This is a genomic window from Vibrio sp. nBUS_14, from assembly GCF_051201655.1.
In the GTDB taxonomy this organism is placed as follows: domain Bacteria; phylum Pseudomonadota; class Gammaproteobacteria; order Enterobacterales; family Vibrionaceae; genus Vibrio.
Genome location: NZ_CP179206.1, coordinates 2269232 through 2286775, shown reverse-complemented (window position 1 = coordinate 2286775; position 17544 = coordinate 2269232). Strand labels below are relative to the sequence as shown.

At 44.1% G+C, this 17544-nt stretch carries 14 protein-coding genes; 9 read left to right on the top strand and 5 right to left on the bottom strand.

From position 1 onward, the window contains the following. Positions 1 to 15: 15 nt before the first annotated feature. The 9 genes from ACMAZD_RS10690 to ACMAZD_RS10650 all read left to right on the top strand — a co-directional run bounded on the left by ACMAZD_RS10690 (position 16) and on the right by ACMAZD_RS10650 (position 12078). Entirely contained in the window at positions 16 to 408 is a 393-nt protein-coding gene (locus ACMAZD_RS10690) for a MarR family transcriptional regulator (protein ID WP_435247208.1), read from the top strand. A gap of 573 nt (positions 409 to 981) precedes the next feature. Next, positions 982 to 2076 carry a TRAP transporter substrate-binding protein gene (locus ACMAZD_RS10685; RefSeq protein WP_435247207.1) on the top strand — a complete coding sequence of 365 codons (1095 nt, stop codon included), beginning with the start codon at positions 982 to 984 and terminating at the stop codon, positions 2074 to 2076. Between the two features lie 211 nt (positions 2077 to 2287). After that, a complete protein-coding gene (locus ACMAZD_RS10680) occupies positions 2288 to 2860 on the top strand; it encodes a TRAP transporter small permease subunit (protein ID WP_435249362.1) in 573 nt (190 codons plus the stop codon). Between the two features lie 9 nt (positions 2861 to 2869). Continuing rightward, positions 2870 to 4153: a TRAP transporter large permease gene (locus ACMAZD_RS10675; protein ID WP_435247206.1), complete on the top strand. Its 1284-nt coding sequence runs from the start codon at positions 2870 to 2872 to the stop codon at positions 4151 to 4153. A 103-nt stretch (positions 4154 to 4256) separates the two neighbouring features. Next, positions 4257 to 5612, top strand: coding sequence for a cache domain-containing protein (locus ACMAZD_RS10670; protein ID WP_435247205.1), 1356 nt, complete (start codon positions 4257 to 4259; stop codon positions 5610 to 5612). Beyond that, a complete protein-coding gene (locus ACMAZD_RS10665; RefSeq protein ID WP_435247204.1) occupies positions 5605 to 6243 on the top strand; it encodes a response regulator in 639 nt (212 codons plus the stop codon). The genes ACMAZD_RS10670 and ACMAZD_RS10665 overlap by 8 nt, the downstream gene beginning before the upstream one ends. A 169-nt stretch (positions 6244 to 6412) precedes the next feature. Beyond that, positions 6413 to 8011 carry a BCCT family transporter gene (locus tag ACMAZD_RS10660; protein WP_435247203.1) on the top strand — a complete coding sequence of 533 codons (1599 nt, stop codon included), beginning with the start codon at positions 6413 to 6415 and terminating at the stop codon, positions 8009 to 8011. Between the two features lie 271 nt (positions 8012 to 8282). After that, a complete protein-coding gene (locus ACMAZD_RS10655; protein WP_435247202.1) occupies positions 8283 to 9854 on the top strand; it encodes a BCCT family transporter in 1572 nt (523 codons plus the stop codon). A gap of 340 nt (positions 9855 to 10194) precedes the next feature. Further along, positions 10195 to 12078: a methyl-accepting chemotaxis protein gene (locus ACMAZD_RS10650; protein WP_435247201.1), complete on the top strand. Its 1884-nt coding sequence runs from the start codon at positions 10195 to 10197 to the stop codon at positions 12076 to 12078. A 101-nt stretch (positions 12079 to 12179) separates the two neighbouring features. On the opposite strand, the gene ACMAZD_RS10645 is transcribed toward ACMAZD_RS10650, so the two are convergent. The 5 genes from ACMAZD_RS10645 to sufC all read right to left on the bottom strand — a co-directional run bounded on the left by ACMAZD_RS10645 (position 12180) and on the right by sufC (position 17542). Continuing rightward, positions 12180 to 13589: a hypothetical protein gene (locus ACMAZD_RS10645; protein WP_435247200.1), complete on the bottom strand. Its 1410-nt coding sequence runs from the start codon at positions 13587 to 13589 to the stop codon at positions 12180 to 12182. 312 nt (positions 13590 to 13901) lie between these two features. Beyond that, positions 13902 to 14321 carry a SufE family protein gene (locus ACMAZD_RS10640; RefSeq protein WP_435247199.1) on the bottom strand — a complete coding sequence of 140 codons (420 nt, stop codon included), beginning with the start codon at positions 14319 to 14321 and terminating at the stop codon, positions 13902 to 13904. A gap of 3 nt (positions 14322 to 14324) precedes the next feature. Continuing rightward, a complete protein-coding gene (locus ACMAZD_RS10635) occupies positions 14325 to 15557 on the bottom strand; it encodes an aminotransferase class V-fold PLP-dependent enzyme (RefSeq protein ID WP_435247198.1) in 1233 nt (410 codons plus the stop codon). Further along, positions 15550 to 16806, bottom strand: coding sequence for a Fe-S cluster assembly protein SufD (sufD, locus tag ACMAZD_RS10630; protein WP_435247197.1), 1257 nt, complete (start codon positions 16804 to 16806; stop codon positions 15550 to 15552). The genes ACMAZD_RS10635 and sufD overlap by 8 nt, the downstream gene beginning before the upstream one ends. Then, complete coding sequence (sufC, locus tag ACMAZD_RS10625) at positions 16796 to 17542, bottom strand: Fe-S cluster assembly ATPase SufC (RefSeq protein ID WP_435247196.1); 747 nt, start codon at positions 17540 to 17542, stop codon at positions 16796 to 16798. The genes sufD and sufC overlap by 11 nt, the downstream gene beginning before the upstream one ends. Between the last annotated feature and the right edge of the window lie 2 nt (positions 17543 to 17544).

Sequence of the window (17544 nt, the reverse complement as noted above, 5' to 3'; positions counted from 1 at the left end):
CTGGAGAAATATTCAATGAGACTTGCTCATAAGCGGAAGGTGCAGGCTAAACTGCAGAAACGCACTAAAGCGGCTGTAGTTAAAGCAGTGGCAACGCCGAAAAAAGCGAAGCCTGTCGCAGAGAAAGTTGTAGCAGAAAAAACTGTAGCAGCAAAACCAGCGGTAGAGAAAGCAGTAGCAGTAACGAAAGAAGTTACAGTAGCACTGACTCCCAAGCAACAACAAGTTCTAGACATCGTTGTTAGCAATGCTGAAGGCATTAACCCTAAAGGTATTGGCCTAGCAGCAGGTCAAGAAGACGCGAAAGCAGCTTCGTGGGCAACAGGCGCATTGAAAAAACTTCTTGAAGAAAACCTAGTAGCGAAAGAGCAACTTGCAGGTAACAAGGTTATCTACAAAGCTATCTAATCTTTTGGGATTACATTCGCTTCGTTAAAGTTTTTAAGCCTCGATTATCGAGGCTTTTTTATGTCCGGCGCTTTATTCCCAGCGTTTTACGTTCGGTTGACGCGAATTCCCTCATTTTGGGTTTTCAGTTCGTTGTCTGGACTTCATATCTTCTCTTTCTTTTCCAGTTTCTAGCGACTTCGTTCAGATATTTGGCAAGCACCAAAGTAGGGCGCCTAACTCTCTTAAACCTTGATTTTTATGGATTGATTGCGCTTGGATGCATATTTAATAAGTGGTGCTCTTAGAGCTTCATCACGAAATGGCCATCAATTGTTAACGGTGTTTAATTATTAATACTTAGGTATTTATCAATAAGCATTCTTCTAGTGAATAAGGTTAGTCCTTTAAAATCGATATCACTCAATGATCTCCTACGTAGTTCTACGTAATCCTTTGGTCTAATACGCAGTTTGCGTGGGTCCGTCGTGCGTGCTCTCCCTGATATCTAGTTGCCTCATCAAGGTGCACTCTTATGTTGAATCATAAAAAATACTCAAAGAAAGAGTGTTAACCCAACAAAAGGACGTGAATATGAGTCTCATTTCTAACTCCCTCACACGAGTTTTTAAGAACGTTGCGATAACTGCAGCGGCTTGTTTAGCTTTGGTCGCTACTGGTGCAACTGCTGCTGATAAGGTTTATCGCTTGAAGCTTGCTGAAACATGGGGACCAAACTTCCCTGTTTTCGGTGATGCAACCAAAAACATGGCTGCGATGGCTGAGAAAATGTCGAATGGTCGACTGCAAATCAGAATCGATTCAGCGAACAAACACAAAGCACCACTTGGCGTTTTTGACATGGTTAAGTCTGGTCAATACGACATGGGTCACTCAGGCTCTTACTACTGGAAAGGTAAAGTTCCAAACACTCTTTACTTCACTTCTATGCCTTTCGGTATGACGCCTGCAGAGCAATACGCATGGTTCTATCATGGTGGCGGTATGGAGTTGATGGAGCAGGTTTACTCTCCACACAACCTAATGTCGTTCCCCGGTGGTAACACGGATATTCAGATGGGGGGTTGGTTTCAAAAAGAGATCAACAGCGTTGAAGATCTAAAAGGTCTGAAAATGCGAATCCCAGGCTTTGCTGGTGAGATCCTTGCGGAGCTAGGTGCTAAGCCGACTAACATTGCCCCTGGTGAGCTTTACACGTCTTTAGAGCGTCGTACAATCGACGCACTAGAGTGGGTAGGTCCATCACTTGATTTACGTATGGGTTTCCACAAAATCGCACCGTACTACTACACAGGTTGGCATGAGCCGGGTTCAGAGCTTCAATTCCTAGTGAACAAACGTACATGGAACAAGCTTCCTGAAGATCTACAAGAAATCTTGCGTGTTGCAATGCGTACTGCGGCTTACGACATGTATACACAAGCAACGCACGAAAGCGGCAAGAACTGGGTTTCAATGAAAACAGAATACCCAGATGTACAAGTTAAAGATTTCCCGCCTGAAGTAATGTCGGCACTGAAAGAAGCGAACGATCGCCTACTTGCTGCACATGCTGAGAAAGATGAGTTGGCAAAAGAGATCCAAGATTCTCAAGCAAGCTATCTAGAGCAAGTGCGCTCATGGACGGATATTTCACACAGAGCTTATCTAAATAGCCAAGCGAAATAATCGACAGTTGTTGAACTGAAGCTAAATGAACCCAAAGCTGTTCTTGTTAGGTAACTAAGAGTGACTAAGTGGCGGGTTCATTTTAAAGATAATAATTAAGCAGGATGAATCCTGTAACAAGATCCCAATAACCCTTTCTACGTCGTGCATCTTGTTAGCGCTACTTGTTTTAGTTGCCCTAATTCTAAAACGCGATGTCTTTTCAAATTCCATGGAGTCGGGAATGCGAAGTCTAATTTATATTGAACGCCTATTCAATCGTATCGGTGATGCACTGGGATGGCTATCCTGTATGTTGTTTATTTTACTTATCGCGAACGTCGTTTATGACGTTGTCATGAGATATGCCTTCAATGATGTCTCAATCGCCTTCCAAGAGATGGAATGGCACTTTTTCTCAGCTGTTTTCCTACTAGGTGTTCCTTATGCCATCAAAGCGGGTGGCCACGTGCGAGTGGATGTTTTTTACGAACAACTCAGCTTCAAGGCACAAGCGATTATTGACCTAATAGGCACTGTTGTCTTCCTGCTTCCTTTTTGTTTGCTGGTGGCTTGGTTTGGTATCGATGTTGCCAAAGAGAGTTATAACCTAGGTGAAACGCCGGGCGATCCCGGTGGCTTGCCGTATCGTTGGGTCATTAAAGCGATGATCCCACTGTCGTTTTTCTTGATGGCAGTTAGTGGTGTTGGTTTGATTCTGCATTCGCTGAACAAGATTTTTAATCCGCACCTTATCCATGCAAATAACACGCACGCTAACAATACTCATACAAAGAATAAGTAGAGGCTGAACATGATTGGAATAGTAATGTTTTTCGTAGCCTTGTTTGCACTTTTACTTGGCTTCCCGGTCGCGTTCACCTTTGGTGGTATCGCGCTAATCTTTGGTGTTTGGGCTGAAGGGATAGAAATGTTCGCCTTCATGCCATATCGAATTCAATCGATCATGGAAAATACGGTGCTGATGGCCGTTCCATTGTTCGTTTTCATGGGGCTTGTTCTACAAAAAACCAAGCTTGCTGAGCAGTTACTAGAGTCAATGGGACGACTGTTTGGTGGTGTTCGTGGTGGTATCGCTATCTCGACGGTACTTGTGGGGTCACTGCTTGCCGCTTCAACGGGCGTAGTAGGCGCTTCTGTGGTTGCTATGGGGCTTATCTCGTTGCCAGTTATGCTCAAGTACAATTACGACAAAGGCTTAGCCTGCGGCACTATTTGTGCGTCTGGCACGTTAGGGCAAATCATTCCGCCTTCTATCGTACTGATCTTATTAGGTGATGTACTCGGTGTGCCAGTAGGGGACTTGTTCCAAGCGGCGATTTGGCCGGGTGTAATGTTGGTGGGCTCGTATATCGTTTATATCTTGATATACGCAAAGCTTAACCCAGAAGCGGCTCAACCGATTGAACGTGATGACTCAATTAGTCGTAAACAAGAAGTCATCAATGCTCTTAAAGCTATCGTACCGCCACTCGCGCTGATCATTGTCGTATTGGGCTCTATTTTCGCGGGTGTTGCCACGCCGACAGAGTCTGCTGCACTAGGTGGCGCGGGTGCCTTAGTACTTGCTTTGCTGTACGGTCAATTCAGTTGGTCGATGGTATATGAAGCGTCCAAAGAAACAGTGAAAGTCACAGCAATGGTTTTTGCTATCCTGCTTGGTGCGACGGCATTCTCGATGGCGTTTACTTATACGGGCGGTGATTATCTGGTTGAAGAGTGGATGTTGCAGCTGCCAGGTGAGAAGTGGGGCTTCTTGATCATCACTATGTTGGTTATTTTGATTCTTGGTTTCTTCATCGACTTCGTAGAAATCTGTTTCATCATCGTACCGATCATTGCGCCTGTTGCTGAACTGATGGGCATTAACATGACTTGGTTTGCTATCCTTATTGCAATGAACCTGCAAACCTCATTCTTAACGCCGCCATTTGGCTTCAGTTTGTTCTATTTGAAAGGGGTAGCCCCGAAAGGCGTCACCACAAAGGACATCTACCGAGGCGTAATGCCGTTCATTTTGATTCAAATCCTCGTACTTGGATCACTTCTCACTTTCCCATCTTTCTATGGAATGTGAGTGAAGCCAAGGATGTGAATGATATGTTTCAAGGTTATCTATAAATTGATAAAGTAAAATGGCTTATTGATGTTCAGTAAGCCGTTTTTTGTGAGGGAAAGGAATGCCTCTAAAAGCTAAGCTGATTTTGCTGACGCTACTCCCGTTGCTGCTGGTAACGGCGAGCATAAGTTGGATCTCGTTACACCAAACCAAGACGTTGGGTGCAAAAGAGGTCGAAATCTTCAGAGACAGCTTAATCAAGTCGCGTGAAAATGCCCTCAAAGACACCGTCGACCTCGCATTCGATGCGATCGAACATATCTACAACGACCCTGACATCAAAGAAGCGCAAGCCAAAACAGAAGTCCGTAGCATATTGTCTAAACTTAGATATGGCTCTGATGGCTACTTCTTTGCGTACGACCGTCACGGAACTAATTTGGTTCATCCAATCCAGCCAGAGTTGGTTGGCCAAAACTTACTTGAACTGCAAGATGAAGACGGCGACTTTCTTATAGAAGCGCTATTAAGAGAGGCGCAAACCGGAGGAGGATTTCACCAGTATTTGTGGCAGAAACCGTCAACCGGAGAAGTGGTGTCTAAGCTGAGTTATGCCGCTTGGTTGGAACGTTGGAATTGGATGATTGGCACGGGTTTGTATATTGAAGACGTGCATCAAGAAGTGGCTTCAATGCAGGCTGCGATCAACAAGAATATTGAAACCACGTTCTTTTCCATTGTCGTGATTCTCAGCGTTACCGTAGCGGTTATTATCGTGCTGACCTTAGCCATTAATATGCATGAACATCGTATCGCGGACAACAACTTAAAAGAACTCGCTCATAAAACGGTGATGTTCCAAGAAGACGAGAAGAAGCATTTAGCACGAGAGCTGCATGACGGTATTAATCAATTATTAGTATCAAGTCGTTGCCACTTAGAACTACTTGGTAATAAGTTAAAAAATGAAGACCTCAAAGCGCATTTGAATAAGTCGCAGCATTCACTGATGCGAGCGATTGAAGAGGTGAGACACATCTCTCATCAACTTCGTCCAAGCTCATTGGATGATATTGGCTTAGAAGCGGCGTTGTCTTCATTGCCGTTAGATTTTCAGGCGCACTCGGGCATAGAAGTAGAAACCATGTTTGCTACACAACCGGGCAAGTTGAAATCAGAAGCGGCGACGACCCTCTACCGAGTGGTGCAAGAATCATTGAACAACATAGAGAAACACGCACAAGCGACCAAAGTGACGGTTATCGCGCAGCAAATCGGTAATGTGTTGCAGCTGCTGATCCAAGACAACGGTGTCGGTTTCAACACTTATAAAGCGATGGAGAAACGAGGGATCGGTCTGCGCAATATGAGAGAGCGGGTGGAGTTCATCGGTGGTGATTTTGAATTGATGAGTGAGATTGGCCTCGGAACGGAAATTACAGTGTTACTGACACTAGAGGGATTAATGAATGAGTGAAGTTATTCGAGTTGTGATCGCTGACGATCACCAAGTAGTACTGGATGGCTTTATGGCGAGATTGGAACTCGAGCCAGATATTTGCGTGATAGGCACCGCCAGTAATGGATTAGAAGCGGTAGAGGTCGTTAAGTCTATACGGCCCGACGTGGTGTTGATGGATATTAGCATGCCTATTATGAACGGCATTGACGCAACCCACCTGATTAAAGAAGAAGACCCCGATGCCAAGGTGCTGATGCTGACCATGCATAACAACCGTGAATATATCATGAAGGTGATGCAGTCGGGCGCAGTCGGCTATATGTTGAAAGAGATTTCCGCTGAAAAAATGGTGCAAGCAATCAAAACGGTCAATCAAGGCTCGACCTATTTCTGTGAAAAAGTCACGCAGAATTTGTTTACTCAGCCGATTACTCCCACGCAATCTGTCAAGAATCCATTGAGCAGACGTGAAGAAGCGGTGTTGAAATTGGTGGCAAAAGGGGAGAGCAGTAAAGAGATCGCGAAGGGTTTAAATATCAGTTACCGAACGGTAGAAACACACAGACAAAACATTAAGCATAAGCTTGATATTCACTCAACTGCAGAATTAGCTAAGTATGCTGTCAATTTGGGGCTTGTGAACTGATTCTACGCTAAATTACATGAAAAGTGTAATTGAATTACTAAATTTGCTATTTACACTTACTTTTTGGAGGTTTTTTTAGTATTTTTGCGACAGGTTGATATTCTTCTTTTCGAAATTTAAGCGCCGAATGCAATGTTGCAAACTGTGCGCTACAAATTAGAGAGGAAGTATGGAGCCTGTAAAAGATAGGTATAGTATTGAAAATACCGATTATACAGTAGGACAAGATAACGTTCAGAAATGGGGTTTTGACGTTCATAACCCAGTATTTGGAATCAGTGCAGGAGCGATCATCGTCTTCCTAATTGCACTTCTGGTAGCAGATCCTGAAACTGCAAAATCAGCTCTTGATGGAATTAAATGGAAAGTCATCGGTAACTTCGATGGTTTCTTCATGTGGGCAGCTAACATCTTTGTTATTTTCTGTTTTGCCCTCATTGTCTCCCCGTATGGCAAGATACGTATTGGTGGCAATGATGCCAAAGCAGAGCACTCTAACCTATCTTGGATGTCGATGTTATTCGCCGCGGGAATGGGTATTGGTTTGATGTTCTGGGGTGTTGCAGAGCCAGTAGCTTACTTCACAGGTTGGTATGAAACACCACTTGGTGTTGAAGCTTATTCTCCTGAAGCAGCTAAGTTGGCGCTTGGCGCGACTATCTATAACTGGGGTTTACACGGTTGGTCTATTTACGCCGTTGTTGCTCTAGCCCTCGCTTTCTTCACATTCAATAAAGGCTTACCGCTTTCTATTCGATCAATATTTTACCCACTTCTAGGTGATAGAACTTGGGGTTGGTTTGGTCATGTTGTTGATATCGTTGCAGTATTGGCAACACTATTTGGCCTTGCAACATCGCTTGGTCTAGGCGCACAACAAGCAACCAGTGGTATTAACCATGTGTTTGGTACCGATGGTGGTATTGGCATGCAGCTAGTTGTTATCGCAGTGGTTACTTTCTTAGCAACAATGTCAGTCATTCGCGGTATTAACGGTGGCGTAAAGGTTCTGAGTAACATCAATATGTTGGTTGCTTTGGGGTTGCTTATCTTTGTCACGATTGCTGGTGGTATGGCGGGTATTAAAGCAATCCCAACCGCGCTAATGGGCTACATTGAAAACTTTATTCCTCTAAGTAATCCTCATGGTCGTGGCGATGAAACTTGGATGCAGGGTTGGACTGTATTCTACTGGGCATGGTGGATGTCATGGTCACCATTCGTAGGCATGTTCATCGCTCGTATCTCTAAAGGTCGTACTATTCGTGAATTCATCGTCGCTGTATTGTTCATCCCAACGACAGTAATAATCATATGGATGGCTATTTTCGGTGGTATCGCGATTGATCAAGTGGCGAACAAGGTGGGTGAGATAGGCGTGAACGGTTTGCAAGATATTACGCTTTCTCTATTCCACACTTATGATGCGCTGCCAATGAGTTCTATGCTTTCTGTGGTATCGATTGGTTTGATTATGGTGTTCTTCATCACCTCTTCAGATTCAGGCTCATTAGTTATCGACAGCATTACTTCTGGCGGTAAAGTTGATGCCCCTGTTCCTCAACGTGTATTTTGGGCGTTGATGGGCGGTGCGATTGCAGCCGTTCTATTGTGGGTTGGCGGTACGGAATCCATTCAAGCACTGCAAGCTGGAACGGTATCAATGGCGCTACCATTTACGTTCATATTATTGCTTATGTGCCTAAGCTTATTGTTAGGTTTACGAACTGAAAATCAATTAGTTAACCATAAAAATGCTTTGAGCTAAAAGTATTTTCCAAATAAAGGTCGACAGGGTCGGCCTTTTTTTCGTCATATACTTAAGTGTTTTCGTGAATTTTGTTGGAAAATCAATCGAACCGATTCTGGTTTACTGAAAACAATAAGTTAACCTGCTAAACTTCAGACATCCAAGTATTTGAATTATTGTGACAACAGCTTGTATTACTTGGATCATGTGTTCGAGTTTGTGATTTAGTCACAAGTAAGTAAGGGATATTTGGTCAACAGACCCTATTAATATTCCGTAGAGAGGGATAATGACTAAAGGTATAGATAAATACAGTATCGACAGTACGGATTACACTGTCGGTCAAGATAACGTCCAAAAATGGGGTTTTGATGTTCATAACCCAGTATTTGGTATCAGTGCAGGACTTATTGCTTTGTTCCTGATCGGCATTCTGATTACAGATACCGCTTCAGCAAAGGCAGCACTAGATGGCGTTAAAGGCCAGATCATCAATTCGTTTGATTGGCTTTTCATCTGGTCGGGTAATGTTTTCGTTGTTTTCTGCTTAGGCTTAATTGTTTCTCCGTATGGTAAAATCCGCCTTGGTGGTGTTGATGCGACGGCAGATTACTCATTCATGTCTTGGTTATCGATGTTGTTTGCCGCAGGTATGGGTATCGGTCTAATGTTCTGGAGTGTGGCGGAACCCGCTGCTTACTTCACGGGTTGGTTTGAAACCCCGTTAGGTGTTGAACCCAACACACCAGAAGCTGCTAAGTTGGCGCTAGGTGCAACCATGTATCACTGGGGTCTACACCCTTGGGCGATTTATGGCGTAGTAGCACTGTCACTTGCGTTTTTCTCTTACAACAAGGGATTGCCTCTTTCTATTCGTTCTATTTTCTACCCAATCTTGGGTGATAGAGCGTGGGGTTGGGCTGGTCACATTGTTGATATTCTGGCGGTTCTTGCAACGCTGTTTGGTTTGGCGACGTCGCTGGGCTTAGGTGCACAACAAGCAGCAAGTGGTATTCAACATGTCTTTGGAATCGAGGCTGGCTTAGGGTTACAAGTTGTTGTTATTACCGTAGTAACGTTATTAGCGGTCGTGTCAGTGCTTCGCGGTATTGATGGCGGCGTTAAAGTTATCAGTAACATCAACATGTTGGTTGCTTTCCTACTGCTTATCTTAGTGGCTCTAATCGGCTATGCGGTGAGTTTAGGTTCTATCCCAACAACCTTTATGGCATACGTTGAAAACATCATTCCTTTGAGTAACCCTCATGGTCGTGAAGATGAAGCGTGGATGCACGGTTGGACGGTATTCTACTGGGCTTGGTGGATTTCATGGTCACCATTCGTAGGTATGTTTATCGCGCGTGTTTCTAAAGGTCGTACGGTTCGTGAGTTCATCACAGCGGTTCTGATTGTTCCAACGACTGTTACTATCATTTGGATGTCAGTATTTGGGGGCATGGCGATTGACCAAATCATGAATAACGTTGGTATCCTTGGTCAAGATGGTTTGACTGATGTATCACTAGCGATGTTCCAAATGTTTGATGCTCTACCGTTCGGTACGCTGCTATCAATCATTGCTGTTATCTTGGTTCTGGTATTCTTCATTACATCGTCTGACTCAGGCTCTCTAGTTATCGACAGCATTACCGCGGGCGGTAAAGTCGATACACCAATACCTCAACGTGTTTTCTGGGCGTTCCTTGAAGGTGCGATTGCAGTGGCACTGTTATGGGTTGGTGGTACTGAAGCAGTACAAGCTCTGCAAGCAGGTGCTATTTCGACGGCACTGCCATTCACCATCATTCTGTTACTGATGTGTGTGAGCTTGCTAATGGGTATGCGTACAGAAAAACGCTAACTTCTAAAACTTATATCAACCGCTATTTGTATGCGGTTGAATAGTAAACAATATAAAGGCAGGTGAGGAAAGTCTCCTGCCTTTTTACATCTATTTTGCTATCTATTCCAATACCTATTTTACCGTATGTAAGCTGACATATTTTCTAATAACCATACACTTAATAGCGCCTTGAATTTGGCGAAATGCCAAGGAATTGGCATAAGCTAAGGAATTGGCATAAGCTAAGGCCGTGGTTTACATAAAAATATATTCCAATATTAAATTGTGAAATTGCTCGAATTTAATACTGATATTGGGTAGTATGCGCGAGATTTCCCACCACTCGTGAAACTTTGACATGAAACTAACACTAAAACAAAAATTGATAGGCGCCAGTCTGTCTGCTGTTGTCGTAATGGCGACGGCGTTGACTTGGTTGTCAACAAATCAATTGGTCGAACTTACCCAAAATGATATCAATTCACGCGCCCAAAGTGTGTCCAAAGCGGCAGCTGAAGGCATTAAAAATTGGATTGATATTCGTAAGGATATCGCATCGGCATTTAATGATTTTTCAAGAGAAGGGAATGTTGTGCCTTTCCTTAAGCAAGCCCGTATCGCGGGTGGCTTTGACGATATCTTTTTTGGGACCACAAAAGGTGAAATGCTTCGTACACACCCTGAACGTACACCTGAGGGTTATGATCCTCGTCAACGTCCATGGTATCAAGAGGCAAATGCCGCAAATCAGCAAATTATTACAGCGGCTTATCAAGACGCAAGTACGAGAGAACTGCTCATTACGATAGCTGAACCCATTCGCCATAACGGTCAATTTATTGGTGTGGTTGGTGCTGATGTTTTAATTGACCAATTGATTAACGATGTAATCAATTTAGACGTTGGTGACAATGCATACGCAATGCTAATTGATGCCTCCAATGCTACCATCCTCGCGCACCCGGATACGGCATTAAGCTTAAAGCCAATCACTCAGCTCTCAAATGATATCTCAATGCCTATCATCGAGAATGCCGTGCGTACAGGCAACATAGAGACCATTAAACAGCGTGGCGTTGAGAAGCTGCTTTACTTCACGAAAGTACCAAACACTAACTGGATTTTCGCGGTACAGTTGGACCGAGCCACTGAAGAAGCAAACCATTCAACACTGCTTACTCAGCTAATCATGACGGCTGTTGTTATCACACTTGTTGTGATCGTTTTGGTTTCTTGGTTAGTGGGCTTCCTATTCCGCGACCTAAACCGTGTTTCTGCTGCACTTGAAGAAATTGCTTCAGGTGAAGGTGACCTTACTCAGCGTCTTGAGCCTAAGAGCGACGACGAGATTGGTCAGCTTGCTACAAACTTCAACCGTTTCGTGGGCAACATGCACACCATGGTTGTTAAGCTAAGCGAAGTGTCTGCTGCATTGGGTAATCAAGCACGTCAAACGGCTTCTCAAGCTGAAGAACGTAGCGCTCGTATCCAGATGCAACAAGACGAAATCAATATGGTCGCAACAGCCGTTAACGAAATGGCTGCAGCAACACAAGAAATCGCGGGTAACGCTGACCACACAGCTCAGAACTCATCTGAAGCCGTTGGCGCGTGTGAGCACGGTACTGGTCAAGTGACACAGACTCAAAGCTCCATTCAAAACCTTGCTCAAGAAGTTCAAATCGCAACTAACGTGATCCTAGAACTTGAAGAGCACGGCAACAGCATTAACGCTATTTTGTCGAACATTCAAGGTATCGCTGAACAAACGAACCTACTTGCACTAAACGCCGCAATTGAAGCTGCACGTGCGGGTGAGCAAGGTCGTGGCTTTGCGGTTGTTGCTGATGAAGTACGTGTTTTGAGCCAACGTACACACGGTTCAACGCAAGAGATTCAACAAACTATCGAATTGCTTCAAGGTACAACAGGCAAAGCGGTTAGCATCATGAACGATAGCCGTACGCTTGCTGAAACCAGCGTTGATGACGCTAACTCAGCAGCAGCGAGCCTAACGCAAATTCATGCTGCCGTTGAACGCATTAGCGACATGGCAACACAGATTGCTTCTGCTGCAGAAGAGCAAGCTTCAGTAACGTCTGAGATTACTCGTAACACTGAAGGAATCCGTGACGTGTCTAACGAGCTAGCAGACGAAGCACACCAAGCGGCGGAGCAAGCTGCTCAGCTGTCTGAACTGTCTCACGAGCTAGAAAGCGAAATCAGCCGCTTCAAGCTGTAAGCACTAAGTTCTGAGCGAATAGCGATAACGTTATCAAAAAGCCGAATGTCATTATCACATTCGGCTTTTTTGTGCGTGCTAGTTAACGTTATGAATACAAACTAGTTGTTCGGATAACCTGGAAACTTCGCTTTAAGTGCTGCGCGAGTAGGGAAGTACTGCTCCATAAATTTAACCACCGAAGGGTCACTCGCTTGCAGTTCTGTGAATGTTGCAGAACTTAGCTCTTGAGCACGGTAGCCTTTGTAGTTCACGTCGTAATAGGCATACAGAGAGTAGGCTAGGTATTCTTGGTCGTACGACTCTGCGTCTAGGTCAGCTTCGACGATGGTTGAGTCTTTTCCGTTAGGATAATAAGATCCTGCAAGAATCGCTTTCTCATTCAATACATCTAACTCTTTTTGCATCTCCGCCCATTTCGATGAAGATGATTGTACCGCTAAGTTCATCACACCGTAATCGTGTACAAAGTGAATGATTTCTTCAAATGCAGCGTCTCTTTGAGTCACTAAATCTGGTTTGTTCTCGCCTGTTGTTGTGTCAGTGGTTTCTGTCGCAAATAGATCTTGGAAACGGTAATTCTCATCTAAGAAGTCACCGCCATCTCTGTCAGACCAATCGTCATCGTAAAAGAAACCCATGGTCGCTTTACTGTCGTAAATAGCCTTAGTGACTTCTGCTGGGAAGTTATCAAGGTAGTACTGCATGATGTTCTTAACGTGTGCGACCTTGGCTGCACCGTTATTCTTTGACTGGTCTTCAATCAACAGTGGAATCTTATAACCGTGTGCTTCTACGCATGTGCGTTGCTTGATGCCATTGGCGAGCAAATCACCTGTCGTATTTGTGATAACAGAGCAGTCACTCGTTGATACACGTGCAAACGTCTCTGATGCACTTTGAGCGAAGGATGGAACAAATTGAATACCATTACTCAAAGTGTTGCCCACACGAACATAGAGGTTCATCGGTCTCATTTGATCGCTATTAAATTTGACGCCCGTACTATCAGTAATGAATTGCTTGTTGATAGTGACAGTATCGGCTTGTTTCCATCGAACAACGTTGTTTATATTGTTTTCAACTTCAGCGATAGCAAGTTTTTCAGGTGTCGATGTTGAGTTAAAGTTTTCGTAGTAAATATCGAAGTTTTCAACATCGAAAGTTTTGCCTGATGAGTTTGTCGCCGTGACTGAGAAGGTGATATCTGCATCGCTTTGGGTTTTGTAATTGCGCTCAGGAATGCCGTGAACTTGTGCGAAACTGCCGCTCGCTTTTTGTGTATTACCGTACTGAGTAATATCAATATTCACGTTTTTGTCTGTGCCTAGTGCAATCGACTTAACACTCAATTGCAGTGAATAGTTGCTCCCTAAGGTAACAACGGATTTTGCGCTTGATGCATCGATGACATTCTTTGAAGCGCTAGTGTTATTGCTGTCGCTACTACCGCCGCACGAAGTGAGCATCGTAGTCAGAACAAGAGTTGGAATTGTGAGTTTATATACCATAGGGGACCAAGTTATCTGCAAGCTATAAAGCCAACATGTTACTAGAGATGGTATTTGTTCTTAGTAAGCTTTTGTAAGTGATGTATTAGTTGGGGTTACAAATGAACTTTGAGGTATTGGTTCGGGTTATTAGTTTGGATTGTTCGATATCAGAGTCACAGACATAAAAAAGCCCGAGTATAAACTCGGGCTTTGAATGGTTTTACTTATGCTGTTTGACTAAATGTCTGAACTTCGCTTCGTTAGTCTATTTAAATTCAAACTTACCTTTCATGATTGCCCAATGGCCAGGAAAAGAACAAAACACAAATGTTATGACTCGTACTGAGACTGCACCGTTTGTGCTTGGTTGAGTATGTGTTTTACGATAGCTTCTAAACCTTGGTTGCGACTAGGGCTTAGTTGAGATTGTAAATCCAGTTGAGTAAACCAAGTTTTGATGTCGAAGCTCAAAACATCGCTGACTTTGTGTTCATTGTATGCAATGAGTACGAGCGCAAGCAAACCTTTGACCAAAGATGAGTCACTGCTTGCCTTAATTGATATCTGACCTTCCTCATTAATAGCGAGATCCAGCCACACATTACTCTGACAGCCAGCAATAAGGTACCCATCATCTAACTTCGCTGTTGGGAAAGCAGGTAATCTCTCTCCCAACTCAATGAGGTACATATAACGCTCTTCCCAGTCGGCGCATCGGTCGAAATTTCGTTTAAGCTTGTCAGGGGTCATACGTTACCTTAATAGTTGGCTAATGCGTTTTAACGCTTGGCATAGCGCGTCTACATCTTTTGGCCCGGTATACATGCCTATCGACGCCCTACAGATCGAGTTCTGGCCAAGGCGTTTAATCAGGGGCATTGCACAGTGGTGGCCGGTACGAATCGCAATTCCATATCTATCTAGGAATGAGCCGACATCGAATGAGTGCTGATTTTTCATATTAAACGCCAACAGACCAGTTCGATTTTCATCATCGCCATAAAGCTCTATTTCAGGGAGCTGTTTAATGTTATCAACCAGATAGTACATAATGCTTTTTTCGTAGGCTGAGATTTCTTTGAAGCCAATCTCTTCTAGATAGTCTATTGCTGCCCCTAAACCTAAAATCCCTGCAATGTTTGGCGTACCTGCTTCGAACTTCCAAGGCGCCTGACCAAATGATGTACCCAGAGGCAATGTAACTTGATCGATCATCGCACCGCCGCCTTCCCAAGGAACCATATTATTCAGATGTTCCTTTTTCGCATAAAGCGCGCCGATTCCAGTAGGACCATACAATTTATGACCAGAGAATGCGTAGAAATCACAACCTAGATCGGTCACGTTGACTTCTTGATGCATGACAGCTTGCGCGCCATCGACCAAAACTGGCACTTTTGCTTTGTGCGCGGCTTTGACAATGGTTTTAATCGGATTGATTCGTCCCAGAACATTGGAAACGTGACTGATCGCAAGCAGTTTGGTTTTACTGTTCATCAAAGAGACAAGGTCATTTAGGTTCAAATAACCATTCTCCGCCATGGGCCAAACACGAATGGTGACATCATAAATTTCAGAGAGCAGTTGCCAAGGGACAAGGTTAGCGTGGTGCTCCATCTCGGTCACAATTATTTCGTCGCCCGGCTTTAACCTTGGTCGTAAATAACTGTTGGCAACAAGGTTGATGGCTTCGGTGGTGCCTTTGGTAAAAATAATATTCTCGTGTGATTTTGCTGAAATAAAGTGGCCCACTTTTTCTCTGACCAGTTCTATCTCTTCGGTAGCTTTAGAGCTTAAGAAATGGACACCGCGATGAACACTGGCGTAATCATGTTGATAGAACTGCGTCATGCGGTCGATCACTACTTGAGGCGTTTGAGCAGTAGCAGCGCTATCTAAATAGACCAGGGGCTTGTCGTAAACTTGAGTTTTTAAGGCAGGGAAGTCATTAAACCAAGGACTTGCCGTTACAATAGAATCAATCATGGTCGCTCTCTTTATTAAGTGATGCGTTTATTTTATCTATCGCATATTGTCTTAGTGCCGGATGTTTGATTCTTTCGGCCACTTCAATAGCAAAAGCTGACGTAATCATATGTTCGGCGTGCTGTTTTGGGATGCCTCTTGAGCGTAAGTAATTGATCTGATTTGGGTCAACCTGTCCGGTGGTAGCACCGTGACTGCACTTTACGTCGTCGGCATAGATCTCTAATTGTGGTTTGGAATTCACTTGAGCGTAGTCGCCGAGGATCAGACTGTGAGTATTCATTTGCCCGTCTGTTTTTTGTGCCACAGGGTCAACGTAAATCATTCCATCAAATACAGATTTAGATTGTTCACGAGCGATAATTTTATGATTTTGTTCACTTACACAGTGCGGAGCACTGTGTTTAAGGTATGTGCGTGTATCGAAGATCTCTTCAGATTGAGGTAATGATACGCTGTCCATAGATACAAAACCCTGTTCTCCGGCGAGTACACTACTGACTTGGTGGCGGATAAGCTGACCCGAATAGAGCATACAACAGGTGTGGGCACTCGCATACGCACTAATCGTTATATCATTATGACCAAAATGGTGTTGCGTCGAGGACTCTTCGACTATCTTTGTATGGTGATAATGTGCGCCGCAACCAATGTGCTGAGTTAAACGAGATAACGTAACCGCGCCTCTGTCACCTTGAGAAACATGGTGTTCGATGACGTTGATTTCCGAATGTTCAGCAACTTCAATGTGGTTTCTGTAACTCGATACATCCCCTTGCTTGCCTGAATTAACATGCAGTAGGTATATAGGCTTTGAAATCTGCGTGTTGGCTTCCACTTCGATTAATACGCCACACGAAGCGGTGGCATCAGTCATGTAAGTAAAAGCATCCGGGTTTATCGAACGCGATAATTCGTCGGTTTCGATTGGTGACAGCGCACTGATCGGTGTCACTCGTACTTTTGGGATCCAGTCTGAGTATCTTGCAGAGAAGTATCCGTCTACGAAAACGAGTCGATAAGCGTCAATGTCCAAGCTGAATTCATTGTATGGCGTATTCGCTGCAGGTTGTTCTGGTGCCCTTATTAGCTCAAGCTGTTCTAAACGGTTGAGTGGTGTGTATTTCCAGTCTTCATGTTTAGAAGAGGGGAGCCCGACACCAAGCAATTTAGACCATTGCTTATTCTGCCACTCATTCGGTTGAACAAGGGTTTGAAATGAATCAAGCAATGAGAGCTTATTCTTCATCAATGATCCATCCATAGCCTTTCTCCTCTAACTCGTGAGCTAACGTATGGTCGCCAGATTTTACGATTTTCCCCTTGTATAACACATGGACGAAATCGGGCTTGATGTAGTTGAGGATACGTTGATAGTGTGTAACCAGAATAAAGGCTCGCTGCTCATTCTGTAGTGCGTTCACACCTTCTGACACTGCCTTCAGCGCATCAATATCAAGGCCTGAATCGGTCTCGTCAAGTATGCAAATATCGGGGGAAAGTATAGCCATTTGCAAGATATCATTGCGCTTTTTCTCGCCACCTGAAAAGCCCTCATTAACGGAGCGTTGCAATAGGTGTGGAGGCATTTGCAACAATTGTGCTTTTTCTTCGAGCAGGTCTTCAAAGTCAAAGCGGTCAATAGGTTCTAGGCCTCGGTATTCGCGAATCTCGTTGAGTGCGGTATTGAGAAACAGTTTGTTGCTCACCCCAGGAATTTCAACGGGGTACTGGAAAGCCAAAAATACGCCTTCGCCAGCTCTCTCTTCTGGATCAAGTTCAGTTAGATCCTGACCTTTAAAAATAATTTCACCGCTGTCGACTTGGTAATCGTCTTTGCCTGCCAGTGTCGCCGATAGTGTGCTTTTTCCCGAACCATTTGGCCCCATAATAGCGTGAACCTCACCTGGTTTAACGGTTAGGTTAATACCCTTTAGGATAGCGTTTTCTTCAACGCTAACGTGCAAATCTTTAATTTCTAACATGT